Below are 13332 nucleotides of genomic sequence, written 5' to 3'. Positions count from 1 at the left end.
AGTCTTTAGCAATGAAGATGTTTGGATTATTTGCAGCTTAATGCTAATTTAACATCATCTGTGAATATTGCATCGACTTGAAATGCTTTCAATTTTCTTATCTTCTCTTTGCTGTTTACCGTCCACACATTTACTTCATATCCCTGCCGGTGCATACGCGCAATGAAAGCTTTACTTGCTAACAAATGATAAGGACAGACTGCGTCCGCTTTTGTTTTCCGTAAACGCTCTTCAGGATACAAATCTTGTAAATACGAAACACTTTTATTAGATGAAGGGAGGAGAGATTTTCCTATAACTAAAGCTGTTTGAAACGTTTGATTAATCTGTTTTAATTTCTCAATCACTGTGTCGTCAAACGATGAAAAAAGCAATTCGTGGATAGGATAAGAGACGGGAATGCCTTTTACAATTTCCTCTTCCAGACCCTTTTCTTTAATTTCCAAATTAAGCGGTATAGTGCCTTCGCACATAGATAATACTTCCGATAAAAGCGGAGGGCGCCAGCCTTCTTTTTTTACTGTTTGCCGTTTCCACTCATCATAAGTCATATTTTTAATAAGCTGTCCGTTCCAGCTGCGGTCATGCGTACAGACAAGCTGCCGATCTTTTGTTTGTCTAACATCGGTTTCAATCGCGTCTGCGCCTAGATCAACCGCCTGTTGAAACGCTTCCAGTGTATTTTCATGGACATGTTCTGATGTTTGCCCCCGATGTGATATTACTCGCAAATCCTGCTTTCTTGATGCATCCATATTCCTTACATCCTCCAGTTAACCTTTTGGCTTCTGTTCTACTTTTATATTATACGTTTCCCCTTTTTTAAAATCCAACGGCAGTGTAGTTATAAACCGAAACAATTACGTTAACTTTAATTTTTGTTAAGTTGACATAAATAACTCATTCGATTACGATATGTAAAAAGGGGGAGATCGTCAATGAAATTAAAACCGCTGGACATGGTGCTGGTCGCATTATTTGCCGCTTTAATGGGTATTGGTGCCAATATCACTGCTTACCTTGTCATCGGCGGCGTCCCTATTACACTGCAGCCCATTATTGCCATGCTTGCTGGATCCCTTTTAGGAAGCAGACTTGGCGCTTTAGCCATGGTTGTTTATATGTTGACCGGCTTAGTCGGCATCCCTGTATTTGCTGAATTTTCGGGGGGATTGCGCGCTCTCGTCAGTCCAACATTCGGTTTTATTTTATCGTTTATTTTAACCGCTTATCTTACCGGAAAAATCATTGAGCATAAACAAAACCCAACTCTGCCTACATTTTTTATTGCCTCATTTATCGGGCTTGCTGTCAATTACTTAATCGGTACACATTACATGTATTATGCTTACCTATGGATTGCAGAGGCTCCAGAAGGTTTCACCTATTCTATGGTATGGGCGTGGATGATTTTCCCGCTAATTAAAGATATTATTTTCACAGCACTTGCAGCCGCTGCAGCACCTAAGTTGTACCGCCTCATCTGCCGAAACAGCACCTACACTCAGCAGCGAACAGCATAATATAACTAAAAATACTCTGTATCAGTGAAAACGCCGATCTTTTATACTTTCTTACCTTATCAGAAAGCATCTTGGCGGCAAAAAAAGGAACCCTCGTGTGGAAGGGTTCCTTTTTCCTTTATTCACCTTGCAGCTCTTCAATTTCTGCTTGTAATTTATCAAGAATTTCTCCCGCTTGTTCACCGCCATTTTCTCTGAAAAAGTCCCGCTGCGGTACTTGCAGCTCGCGGAATGCCTCACGCTGCTCCTCCGTCAATTCCGTTACTTCTGTCGGATTTTCTTCATTGTTTTCAATTTCATCCAACAATTCATCATTTAGCTCTTTTTGCATCTCAAAACCAACGTCTCTCATCTCTTCTACCGTTTCGTCAATCAATGCTTTGATGTCATCTGGCAAATCATTGTAAAATGTTGGATTAACGGTTGTCATCGCCACATACGTGTTATGGTTGGAAATTGTCATATAATCTTGTACTTCATGGTAAGAAGAGTCGGCAATAAAGAAGATTGGATTTTCTTGTCCATCCACCGTACCTTGCTGCAGCGCACCGTATAAGTCACCCGCACTCATAACAGACGGGTCCGCTCCGTATGCTCTGTAACTTTCTTGAATCAGCGGAGAATCTTGGGTTCTCATTTTAAACCCTTCAAAGTCTTCTGGAGAAGTCAGCTCCTTATTGCCTGTCCACTGCATTGCCCCTTCTGTCCAAAACGCTAACGGTTTAATATTATTTTCTTCATATAATGCTGCCAGGTCTTCATTCAATGCTTCACTCGTGTTCAACAGCTCATGTGTGACTTCTTGATCATCCGGGAGAAGAAATTGCAGTGCAAACACTTGGCCTTCTTCGACCATTGTTCCAGTAAATCCTGGTGAAACAATGGCAAACTCAACTGCTCCGCTTTGAAGCTGCTCTACTTGGTCCACTTCGCTTCCAAGTTGGCCGAATTCATACACATCCATTGTAATTTGTCCATCTGACTTTTCTTCTAAACGCTTTGCAAATTCTTCTGCATACTCATACTGTACTTGTCCATCATTTTCTTCAGTGACAAAGCGCCAGTTATACGTTTCTCCTTCTCCACCTTCACCGGCAGAATCACCTTCCCCGCCGTTATCACCACCGCCGCCGCAAGCAGCAAGCACCAATGACGAAACGAGCGCTGTGCTCATCAGCCAGCTAAACCTTCTTTTTTTCATTTTTCATTACCCCCTAAAAATTCTTAATAAATATATCTCACTTCCTGTTTATAACAGGAATAGAGAGATCTCAGGAAACAAGATTAATAGAATACATACAATCACCATCATGACAATGAATGGCGGTGTTCCTTTAATCGTATCTAAATATGACCGATTAAACACCGCACTGGCGGTAAATATGTCGACCCCAAACGGCGGTGTTGCAGACCCTAGTGCTGCTTGGAACGTAATTACTACCCCAAGGTGAACCGGATCAATTCCGGCTTGCTGGGCAGCAGGTGCAAAAATCGGTGTCAAAATTAAAATCACAACAATAGGATCAACAAACATACAGCCGATGAAAAAGAAAATAGAAACAATCATTAATACATAGATCGGTCCTGGGTTTCCACCTAAAAAGGTCTCCGTGATCATTTGCGGAACTCTTGCATATGATATTGCCCAAGCAAACGCCTGTCCTCCTGCCACAAGGATAAACACCGCTGATGTAACAAGACCAGTCGACAATGCCACTTTTGGTATTTGAGACGGCTTGAACGACCGAAAAATAACAATTTCTAACAATAATGCATATAACACAGAAATCCCTGCCGCTTCTGTCGGTGTGAAAAAGCCAGAGTAAATACCGCCAACAATAATAACGGGAAACATCAGCGGAAATATGGCTCTCCATGTAAAAACAAGTCTATCCGACCACGTAGCTTTATCAGCTAATGGAATACGAAACAGCTTTGCATGTATGTAGGCATACACAGCAAAAAACAAAAAGATTAAAACACCCGGCCCGATTCCAGCAATAAACAATTCCCCGACAGAAGTGCCGGAAATAAGACCGTAAATTATCATACCGATACTAGGCGGCACTAGCAGCGCCACATCGCTCGAGTTAATGATAAATGCAATCGCAGTTGAATCTTTATACCCAACTTTCAACAATCTCTCACGCATCGGCCTGCCAATAGCAACAACCGTCCCTTGCGTGGAGCCTGATATCGAACCAAACAGCGTGCAAGCCGCTGCAGTCGTAATCGCGTAGCCTCCTCGCAGGTGGCCAACAAAGGAACCAACGAAATCCAAAAGGCGCCGGGAAGTTAACCCCATAGACATAATGTCAGCCGCAAATATAAATAAAGGAACAGCTAACAGCGCTGGTTCTGAAATACCGTTTAGCATCTGCTGAATCATCAAATATGGTTCAAGATTTGGAAAAAAGAATATAACGACTACCAATGGCGCCAGAATTAATGGAATGACCATTGGAAAGCCTAATAGTAAAAACACAACCATGATGAGTATAAGTGTTGTTATCATGTGTTCTTCCCCACTGTTCTCATTTTTTTAGACAGATGACCCTGACTGCTCTACTTCGTCATCGTCATCGTAGTCCTTTCGTTCCGCTGCAAGGTATACATCTTTATTACGAACGTTCACCCAAAAGTTTCTAAGAAATTGTATACCGCCTAAAACAAACCCAATTGGAACCCAAATTAGCATCCAAAAATATGGGAAGCGGAGCGCGGAAGTAACGCGTCCGGATTCATTCACGGATTGAACATAATCGTATGAATAATAAGCTAGTACAAACATAATGATGGCTGTAACCAGAGGGATCAGCAGCGCTAACGTTTTCCTAAACGCAAACGGCACATTGTCAAATAAAGCAGACATGCTGATATGCCGTCCTTTCCTAGCCACATAGCTTATCCCCATAAAGGTTGCCATGTAAAGAGCCAACTCACTAATTTCTTCTGTAAACGACCAGCTTCGTCCAAAGAAATTACGGCTGAGCGCATTTCCAGATACCATAACCGTTATTGTTATAATAGCCAGGCTTAAAATAATTTCTTCTAGTCTGCGCAATACGGTATCAAACCACTTTATTACTTTCATGATCATCAGCATCCATTTCTCCACCGACGTGGATCAAGTATTTTTTACAATTTTTCTACAAAAACCATCATATATGAAGGAATTACCGTCATTCAAATGCTGAAATGAATGATATAGCTTTAAATTTGCGTAATAATGCGACTGAGGGTATAAGAGAATACTATATCAGAAATATAAATACAACAGAGTACTGATTATTTTTATATGGTTCCATCCTCACAGGTACACCGAATCAATATTATTTTAAAAATGACAGGTTATGTTTCTATGCTATAATAAATACGTGTATTATCTAAAAATATTAGCAAATTGTCAAAACTGTTAGAATTTTTATGTACCATTAAGTATAACAGCCTTTGTTCCTAGATAAAAGAGGCAGTTTGTACATACAAAAATAATCTTTAACACACTCCGTTTCGTTAACAGTATAGATATCGAAAGGACGTTCACACAATGGAATTGCTGCATAACTTTCCACTATGGATTGCACTCATTTCAATTTTCTTTGCACAAGGAATTAAGATTCCGCTGTCTTATATCGCATCAAAAAAATGGGATTTTACGTTAGTAACAAGTACTGGTGGAATGCCAAGCTCTCATTCTGCCGCTGTTACATCTGTGTCGACTGCAATAGGTATTGAACACGGCTTTGATTCTGCCCTCTTTGCCATTTGCACCGTATTCGGTGTCATTGTCATGTTTGATGCTACAGGGGTCAGGCGTCATGCCGGATATCATGCGACAGTGTTAAATCAACTTGTCGTTGACTTTAATAAGTTTGTAACAGAAGCAAAGGCTTGGCAAAATAAGGAAGACAATCAAAAGCGCCAGGAATTAAAAGAATTGTTAGGCCATCAGCCTATTGAGGTATTTTTCGGGGCATTGTTAGGAATTATCATTGCTATTGCCGGTCATTATGTCGTATTTGGGTAATTCAAGAAGAAGGGAGAATTATATGCGAATTGTTTCACTGTGTCCAAGCAACACTGAAATCGCTGCCTACCTCGGTCTAACCAATCAATTAGTTGGAGTCGATGATTATTCTGATTGGCCCGGCGAAGTTAAAAACCTTCCAAAAGTTGGACCAGACCTTTCCATTGACATGGATAAAGTTGAAGCACTTCAGCCTGATGTCATTCTTGCTTCTCTAAGTGTTCCAGGCATGGAAAAAAACATTGAAAAACTAAAAGCGCGAAGTTTACCGTACATCGTTTCCTCTCCAAACTCACTAGATGATGTTCGACGGGATTTGCTTCATATCGGTGATGCTTGCGGCCAATACAAAAAAGCCCAAACAGTTGTCAGCCGTATGGACCACATAGTAAGTGATTATAAACAAAAAGCCGCAAACTGCAAACCTATTCGGGTATATTGGGAATGGTGGCCGAAACCAGCTTACAGCCCGGGAGGCGCAAATTGGCTGACAACCATCAGCCGCCTTGCCGGTGCCCAAAATGTTTTAGAAAACCGGTCAGAAGCAAGCTGTCAAGTGACATGGGAAGAGATAAAACAATTAAATCCTGATCATATCTGCTTAGCGTGGGTTGGGATTCTAACAGAAAAAGTCAAACCCGAGCTGCTTTATAAACGTGAAGGCTGGCCATCCATGACAGCTTTGCGAGAAAGGAACATTCATGTTTTAGAAGAATCACTGTACTGCAGGCCGTCCCCACGTCTAATCATTGGACTGCAAAAACTTGCTTACCGCTTGCATCCTGACGTTTTTCCAAATCCAAACAATAAAGACCCTTTATTTATAGAACATTGATTTAAAAAGATGAATGCTGCTGTGCAACGGGCAAGGCGCCGTCTTGATTAAGCGTCATTAACTCTTCCTCTTGAAGCGTCCCGTCTCCTACTTTTAAAACATGCACTTCTACGTTGCGCTTGCCCCATTCATTGTATACTTCTTCCACAGTATCGTAATATAAATCTAATTTTTTACCTTTAATAGCAGACCCAGTATCAGCCACTACGCCATATCCGTATTCAGGAATGTATAAGACCGTTCCTATCGGAAAATGCTCTGGGTCTGCAGCAATGGTAGAGACATGGTCCCGCCTTACTTTCACCCCAGAATAAGTGATTCCGTAAGCAGGATGCTCTTTTGTTTTCCCCGTTGATTCATATCCCGCTGTATATCCTGTCGCTGTCACCATTTCCGTTGGACCTTCCGCTTCAAACAGTGTTTCTGCTTCTTCACGAAATGCAGGATCATCTTCTTGTATACCGCGCTTGTAATAGTCTATTCCGCGCTTATCCGGTACATCCGAAATGTTTTTTTCCTGGTTTTCTGCATTTTCTCCTTTCATATAGTCATAAAAATACCCTGGCAGCTCTTGTGCTTTTACATTTGTTACATATGACGTCGTTGTCATAACAGCAATCGCGAAAAAAAGAAACATTGATAATCTTCTTATCAAGATGATCCTCTTTTCCATTTCTTATCACTCCTCTCACAGAAACATCATCTCCAAATAGAGAAAAATTATTCCTGTGAGAGAAGCAGTCATTATGTTTCAGATAAACACAGCTTGCTTCCTTAAGCTTCTTACCGACTGTGAATGGGATATACTAAGAAAAGTGCAAGCGCCTTGAAAGAGGACGTTCGGCTGCGGTGAAGGAACTTTTACTAAGAACGCACACGTCCTGTGCACCGAAGCACAATCCGAAGATCCACTTGGTAAAAGCCTGTTCTTTACCAAGTTAGCTGAGGCCGTGCCCGCGGAATGCGGCGTATGTTGACAGAGCAGCGATAGAAATTCCTGTGATAAACAAATAATCCGAACTGATTTTTCATAAATCAGTTCGGATTATTATATGGTTCCTATACTTGTGCCCCAGCCTCTCTTGCCCGCTCAAAACATCTGATAACCGCGGACACGCAGCATTCTGATAGCTATTCCTGCAATAACAGCTCCTGCCATTCCACAAGTTAAAATAATAATATCAACCACTTGCAAAGACATAATGTCTTGCCCTAATGCCTGAAATGATGATGCTGGTGATAAAATATAATCAAATACACTCACATTATCAATAATAGCTACAACAACAAGAGGATATAATACCGCCATAACCCAAGTAGAACGCAGAATCATATTTAAGAGAAACCCGATCCCAAAAAACAGTAATAAAAACAGCATCATAGATATAATTAACTGAGGAAGGCTCCCTATGCCGCCCATTTGTGAAACACCCCCATAACCTGCTTTCACATTTTATTACGTCTATTATACACCATTGGTATGTCGAAAGTGTGACACTCTCCCTTTTCTCCTTCTCTTCAAACAAAAGGGGCCGTCTCATTCGTCACTTTCTCCCCCAACTATTTTATAACGAAAACCACTGTCTTTGCATTGCTCATAATAGATAAAGAAACCTTGGCTGAAGAGAAGGACTTCCGTTAAGAACGTACAACGCAGACAGCAGCATATCCTAAACTGAACGGACTCCCGGCCTGCGGTCCCGTAAATTGCCTCGTTGCACATATACGGAGATTTCCTTAAGGTTTGATACTTTCCCGTCAATGCTAAAAGCCAGCAGGCTAAACACAGAAAAGGCTGTCTAAGAGAGAAAATCCCTTTTAAGACAGCCTCCTTTACCTTTATTTAAAATGGATTTTTTCCTTTTTTAAGTGTCAGGCCGATGCCACCCAAGATCCACAGGTAACGATTATCAATCATTTTTTTCATAAAGTTTGCAGATGTACCAAATAATTTTTTGTTTCCGACAACGCCAATGGCTTCTTTGCCGCCAAGTGATGCTACGGTTCCTTTAATATCTGGTGTAAATTCACTGAGCTGTTCCCCTTTAATGAGAGCTCGGAGGTTTTTAGCGACAGTCTCTGCTTGCTGCATAGCGATTTGTGCCGTTGGCGGATAAGGACGATCCGCCTCCTCATTAATAACAAGCGAGCAGTCACCGATAATAAAAATGTTGTCATGGCCTGGTGCACGCAGGTCAGGGTCTACTTTTACACGTCCCCGCATATTTTCAAATCCAGATTCTTCAATAACCGGATTACCACGGACACCCGTTGCCCATACAACCGTTGCCGATTTAATTTCCTCTCCATCTTTTAGCACAACGCCGTCTTCTTTCACTTCACTGATTGGCATGTTAATTTTAAACTCCACACCACGATTTTCAAGTAAATTCATGGCATACTCTACTAATTCAGGATCAAAACCTGGTAATGCTGTTGGTGCAGCTTCAATGACATACATTTTCACTTTGTTCTTTGGAATGTCGTATTCTTTGCATAAGTCAGGAACACGCTCGCTCAATTCTCCAATGAACTCAATACCAGTAAACCCTGCACCTGCTACGATAAACGTTAAAAGATCATCTTTAGGATCTTCCTCATTGTGATACCGAGCAAACATATACTCAATATGTTCTTTCATCTCTCTAGCACCATTGACCGTCCATTTATTAAAAGAATGTTCAAAGACACCAGGAACACCAAACGTTTCCGGAACAGCGCCTAATGCTGTCACGAGATAATCATATTCCACATCTTCGTTTTCTTTTAACGATACTGTATTATCTTCTTTGTTAATTTTAACGACTTCATCTTGGATAAAGTTTATTTTGTTTCGGTCAATCACGTTATCAATCGGCATTCTTGTACGGTCATGATGAAGTGTACCTGCAGCTGGTTCATGCAGCCACGTAGTTTGATAATGGTAATTGTGCTTGCTCACCAAGGTTACATTTGCATCGTTATGCCCAAGTTGTTTCGTGATCTTAGTCGCTGTTACCATGCCGCCGTAACCAGCACCTAAAATCAACACATTAGGTTTTGTGGCCATTTTAAATCACATCCATTTTATGTTTATATTTCTCCAAGACAAAAGCAGTAACCGCCATGCTTGTGATAAATTTCACGAACGAGTACGAAGAAAAATCGCCGCTTTTCAAGGACGATATTTACATCATTACAGTATTAGTATGGATAAATAAAGGACTGATAAATCACATGTATAATGATATTTCTTTTTCTTATGTTTTTCAACCTTTTTTTAAAACTTGCTCATATGAGATATTATTTATTCTTTTTTCAAAAAAGCTCTTCCTTTTAAAAAGAAAAACGATATGATTATAATAGAAGATAAGTTTTTAAATTTGGAGGTGGCACAAATGACCGTAGAAAATGATGTATACGATATAACGATCATCGGTGGCGGCCCAACAGGATTATTCACCGCTTTTTATGGAGGTATGCGGCAAGCCAAAGTAAAAATCATTGAAAGCATGCCTCAACTTGGCGGCCAGCTTTCCGCTCTGTACCCTGAAAAATATATTTATGATGTAGCTGGCTTTCCTAAAGTACGTGCGCAAGAACTTGTTGACAATTTAGTTGAACAGATGCACACATTTGACTCCACAACGGTTGTTCTCGATCAATCCGTTATGAATGTTACAAAAGATGATGACGACATTTTTGAACTGCAAACCGATAAAGAAACACACTATTCAAAAACGATCATTATTACTGCAGGTGTTGGAGCCTTTCAACCCCGCAAGCTTAAGATAGAAGATGCGGAATCGTACGAGGACAGTAACCTCCACTATTTTGTCAAAGACCTGCAAGAATTTGCTGGACAAAAAGTGATGATTTGCGGCGGCGGTGACTCGGCTGTAGACTGGGCTAATATGCTTGATCCGATTGCAGATGTAACCCTTGTCCATCGACGTGATAAATTCCGTGCCCATGAACATAGTGTTGAACAGTTAAAACAATCAAACGTAAACATTCTTACCCCTTACCAAGTCAAAGACCTCGCCGGCGATGGAGAAAAAATTGATCAAGTTGTTCTTGAAGAGGTTAAAGGAGACCGCGAACAAACAATAGATGTTGATTCCCTAATCGTTAACTACGGGTTTATCTCATCACTTGGACCAATCAAAGAGTGGGGGCTTGAGATTGAGAAAAATTCGATTCGCGTAAACTCTAAAATGGAGACAAATATTAAAGGTATTTACGCTGCTGGTGACGTTTCCACGTATGATGGAAAAGTAAAGCTGATTGCGACCGGATTCGGCGAAGCTCCAACAGCAGTAAACAATGCAAAAGCTTATATTGACCCAAATGCACGCTTGCAGCCTGGTCACAGCTCTCATATGTTTTAACTTTGCATCCTTCTAAAACAAGAAAAACATCGATACATCTTCGTTTTCTATGCTGCCTGTGCAAAAGAAAGACAACCCCTTTCAGTTATAAAAAACCGAAAGGGGTTGTCGTCTGCTTACTAACAATCCTCTGGGGTACCTGTATTTGTTGCTGTCTTAAATGAAGATCCACAACCGCAAGAAGCAATGGCATTAGGATTGTCGATTGTAAAACCGCCGCCCATCAAGTTTTCTTTATAATCAATCACCGTTCCGTTTAAAAGCGGAGCACTTTCTTCATCAATGAGAACTTGAACGCCGTTCTTTTCTTGAATAGTATCGGTATCTTCTACTTGCTTATCAAACCCCATACCATAGGAAAGACCGCTGCATCCCCCGCCTTTTACGCCTACGCGCAGCTTCAAATTATTATCGCCTTCTTCTTCCATCATATGCTTCACATGCTCAATCGCAGCATCTGTAATAGTAATCAACATGAAAACCTCCTTCTTACTTAATTGTCGGAGATACAATATCTTTTATGCGAGTATATCGTGTTTCTGCCTAGTTTTCAAATGAGTTGCCTTGACCCGTTTGCCGTTAGAGAAAAAAGAAGAATGGCTGGATTGAAGCAGCTTGTTGTGCATTTGATCAATACATTGACTATAATGTAAAACAATTGGATGATTCATCCCATACAACTCAGCAGCCTGCGTCATTTTACATCGCAATTCTTCTAATTGCTTTCCCTTCACGTCATCCATCCCCTCACCCATTCTCCTTCCCTTCATCATTGAAACTTCCTGTATTTTACCGCACCGCCGCACACAAACACAATTTTTTTGTATGGCAAAGTGTTCAAGACAGACTACATATTTTCTACTTTTTATATTCTCCATGGCCAATAGTGACCGCCGGACCCGTCATCCACACGCTGTTGTTTTCCGTCCAGATAATTTCCAAATCGCCTCCGAGCAAGTGCACTGTTACCGGTATACCTTTCTTTGTACGGTTTGTTAAAATAGCTGCTACAACTGCCGCACAGGCTCCTGTCCCGCACGCTTGCGTAATGCCGGATCCTCTTTCCCACACACGAAAATGCATTTCGTTTTCCGACACCATTTCGACAAATTCAATGTTAGCGGATTCAGGAAACATATCATCTTTTTCAAGCAGCGGGCCTATCTGTTCTACTGGAGCTTGGGTTATATTATCCACGAAAAAAACGGCATGCGGATTCCCCATTGACACTGCTGTCATCATAAGTATCTGACCATCGACCTCTATTGCTTCATCAACCGTTGTAGTATGTGGTTCGCCTTTCATCGGTATATCCTTTTTATACAGGCGAGGAGCCCCCATATCGACAGCAATACGTTCCACTGTCTTATTATCATTGCTTGGATAAACATGAGCTTTTACCGCTCCCCCTAGTGTTTCAACGGTAAAGGATTCTTTTTTTACAAGTTGATTTTCATATGCATATTTCGCAACAGAACGAAGCCCATTTCCACAATTTTTAGCTTCGGATCCATCGGCATTAAAGATACGCATTTGAATATCCTCTGTTTCCGATGGACCAATTAAAATCATTCCGTCGGAACCGATGCCTGTGTTTTTGTTTGAAACATTGACTGCTAATTCCGGCAATTCTTCTTCTTTCAGCGTTTCCTCGAAAACATTTACATAAATATAGCTATTGCCTAAACCATGCATTTTTGTGAATTTCATCGTTTGTCCCCTCGTTTTCTTAATGGTTCTGTCGTCCAAAAATAGTCATCATCAGCTTGAATAATAGTCATATTCGCATGACAACATGGCATCACCAATAACTTTTTTACTTCATCTTTCATTTCCTCTACATCATCTACTTTTAAGTCCGTTAACACATGGTCTTCGCTGCAGTACGGACATTTCTCAATATAAATGTCGTTTCCCAATTTTTCATAGGGCCAGGTATTTTCAAATGGAATAAGCTCCATCTTCACCCTCTCCTCTTCTTCACCGTTATGTAAATTATAAACGCTGGCTTATCGTGAGTAAAACAGTGTCTAAGGAATAATTGGCTGTCATCCTGAAAGAAGAAAGTTCAGCTAAGGGGAAGGAGCCCCCGTCTTGTGAGTCCGTAAGCGTCCTCCTTGAACGTCTATGGACATCGTTAACGATTTTAACAGCTTTGCTCATTTATCCACGCTGAAATTTTCTTCTTTTCCGCCAGTGGGACAAAAACAACGCACTGCTTCCATGGTGCTTACCATACGTTTATTTCTTACTTTGTTGTCAATGCTCCTGACAAAATAAAAAATGAAGCTGTTTCCTAAGCCGTGCCTAGGAAACAGCTGATATATTAAAACATTGGATTCTCTTCCAAATGCTGATAAATATTTGAAATTAGTTCGTCCGGCGAGTCTCCTTCCACCACTTCACCATTAACTAGTGCATACATGCTGACTGCGCATTGCCCGCAGTTACCCAGGCAGCCGTATTCAATAATGTCGAGGTTAGGATCTTTTTCCAGCTCTTCTTTTACTTCTTGTGTTCCACTCGCCAGATTACTTAAACAAAATTCTATAATCGGCCTCATGTCTATTCACCTCT

At 40.9% G+C, this 13332-nt stretch carries 16 protein-coding genes; 4 read left to right on the top strand and 12 right to left on the bottom strand.

Annotated features, from left to right (window positions below; genetic code table 11):
* Window positions 1–26 precede the first annotated feature (26 nt).
* Window positions 27–755: a glycerophosphodiester phosphodiesterase gene (locus BLT18_RS08385; RefSeq protein WP_091272963.1), complete on the bottom strand. Its 729-nt coding sequence runs from the start codon at window positions 753–755 to the stop codon at window positions 27–29.
* Window positions 756–938: 183 nt separating this feature from the next.
* Between BLT18_RS08385 and BLT18_RS08380 the strand changes: the two genes are divergently transcribed.
* Entirely contained in the window at window positions 939–1523 is a 585-nt protein-coding gene (locus BLT18_RS08380) for a biotin transporter BioY (protein ID WP_091272961.1), read from the top strand.
* Window positions 1524–1641: 118 nt separating this feature from the next.
* Here the strand turns inward: BLT18_RS08380 and BLT18_RS08375 are convergent, their stop codons facing one another.
* From BLT18_RS08375 to BLT18_RS08365, 3 genes are read right to left on the bottom strand one after another with little or no spacing between them, the layout of a single operon-like run.
* Window positions 1642–2724 carry a TRAP transporter substrate-binding protein gene (locus tag BLT18_RS08375; RefSeq protein ID WP_091272959.1) on the bottom strand — a complete coding sequence of 361 codons (1083 nt, stop codon included), beginning with the start codon at window positions 2722–2724 and terminating at the stop codon, window positions 1642–1644.
* A gap of 48 nt (window positions 2725–2772) precedes the next feature.
* Complete coding sequence (locus BLT18_RS08370) at window positions 2773–4038, bottom strand: TRAP transporter large permease (protein ID WP_091272957.1); 1266 nt, start codon at window positions 4036–4038, stop codon at window positions 2773–2775.
* 27 nt (window positions 4039–4065) lie between these two features.
* The gene (locus tag BLT18_RS08365) at window positions 4066–4617 is read right to left on the bottom strand and encodes a TRAP transporter small permease (protein ID WP_091273055.1); all 552 of its coding nucleotides are present in this window, start codon (window positions 4615–4617) and stop codon (window positions 4066–4068) included.
* A gap of 453 nt (window positions 4618–5070) precedes the next feature.
* Here BLT18_RS08365 and BLT18_RS08360 point away from each other — a divergent pair, with 453 nt between their 5' ends.
* A complete protein-coding gene (locus tag BLT18_RS08360) occupies window positions 5071–5550 on the top strand; it encodes a divergent PAP2 family protein (protein WP_091272955.1) in 480 nt (159 codons plus the stop codon).
* Between the two features lie 22 nt (window positions 5551–5572).
* The gene (locus BLT18_RS08355; RefSeq protein WP_091272953.1) at window positions 5573–6385 is read left to right on the top strand and encodes a cobalamin-binding protein; all 813 of its coding nucleotides are present in this window, start codon (window positions 5573–5575) and stop codon (window positions 6383–6385) included.
* A 1-nt stretch (window position 6386) separates the two neighbouring features.
* Here the strand turns inward: BLT18_RS08355 and BLT18_RS08350 are convergent, their stop codons facing one another.
* The 3 genes from BLT18_RS08350 to BLT18_RS08340 form a co-directional block, all read right to left on the bottom strand.
* Window positions 6387–7058, bottom strand: coding sequence for a 3D domain-containing protein (locus BLT18_RS08350; protein WP_091272951.1), 672 nt, complete (start codon window positions 7056–7058; stop codon window positions 6387–6389).
* Between the two features lie 417 nt (window positions 7059–7475).
* Window positions 7476–7805, bottom strand: coding sequence for a YuiB family protein (locus tag BLT18_RS08345; protein WP_091272949.1), 330 nt, complete (start codon window positions 7803–7805; stop codon window positions 7476–7478).
* A 423-nt stretch (window positions 7806–8228) separates the two neighbouring features.
* Window positions 8229–9434 carry an NAD(P)/FAD-dependent oxidoreductase gene (locus BLT18_RS08340; RefSeq protein WP_091272947.1) on the bottom strand — a complete coding sequence of 402 codons (1206 nt, stop codon included), beginning with the start codon at window positions 9432–9434 and terminating at the stop codon, window positions 8229–8231.
* Window positions 9435–9762: 328 nt separating this feature from the next.
* On the opposite strand from BLT18_RS08340, the gene BLT18_RS08330 reads away from it, so the two are divergent.
* Window positions 9763–10755 carry an NAD(P)/FAD-dependent oxidoreductase gene (locus BLT18_RS08330; RefSeq protein WP_091272944.1) on the top strand — a complete coding sequence of 331 codons (993 nt, stop codon included), beginning with the start codon at window positions 9763–9765 and terminating at the stop codon, window positions 10753–10755.
* Between the two features lie 119 nt (window positions 10756–10874).
* Here the strand turns inward: BLT18_RS08330 and erpA are convergent, their stop codons facing one another.
* From erpA to BLT18_RS08305, 5 genes are all read right to left on the bottom strand, one after another.
* Window positions 10875–11231, bottom strand: a complete 357-nt coding sequence (gene erpA / locus BLT18_RS08325; RefSeq protein WP_091272942.1) for an iron-sulfur cluster insertion protein ErpA — start codon at window positions 11229–11231, stop codon at window positions 10875–10877.
* Between the two features lie 42 nt (window positions 11232–11273).
* Complete coding sequence (locus tag BLT18_RS08320) at window positions 11274–11525, bottom strand: aspartyl-phosphate phosphatase Spo0E family protein (RefSeq protein ID WP_217635736.1); 252 nt, start codon at window positions 11523–11525, stop codon at window positions 11274–11276.
* A gap of 88 nt (window positions 11526–11613) precedes the next feature.
* Window positions 11614–12465, bottom strand: a complete 852-nt coding sequence (gene dapF / locus BLT18_RS08315; RefSeq protein WP_091272941.1) for a diaminopimelate epimerase — start codon at window positions 12463–12465, stop codon at window positions 11614–11616.
* Complete coding sequence (locus tag BLT18_RS08310; RefSeq protein ID WP_091272939.1) at window positions 12462–12716, bottom strand: hypothetical protein; 255 nt, start codon at window positions 12714–12716, stop codon at window positions 12462–12464. The genes dapF and BLT18_RS08310 overlap by 4 nt, the downstream gene beginning before the upstream one ends.
* Window positions 12717–13081: 365 nt before the next feature.
* Window positions 13082–13318 (bottom strand): YuzB family protein, encoded by a 237-nt coding sequence (locus BLT18_RS08305; RefSeq protein WP_091272938.1) that lies wholly within the window; start codon window positions 13316–13318, stop codon window positions 13082–13084.
* Between the last annotated feature and the right edge of the window lie 14 nt (window positions 13319–13332).

This window comes from Alteribacillus persepolensis, from assembly GCF_900099605.1.
Classification (GTDB): domain Bacteria; phylum Bacillota; class Bacilli; order Bacillales; family Marinococcaceae; genus Alteribacillus; species Alteribacillus persepolensis.
This window is presented reverse-complemented; position numbering and strand designations above follow the sequence as displayed.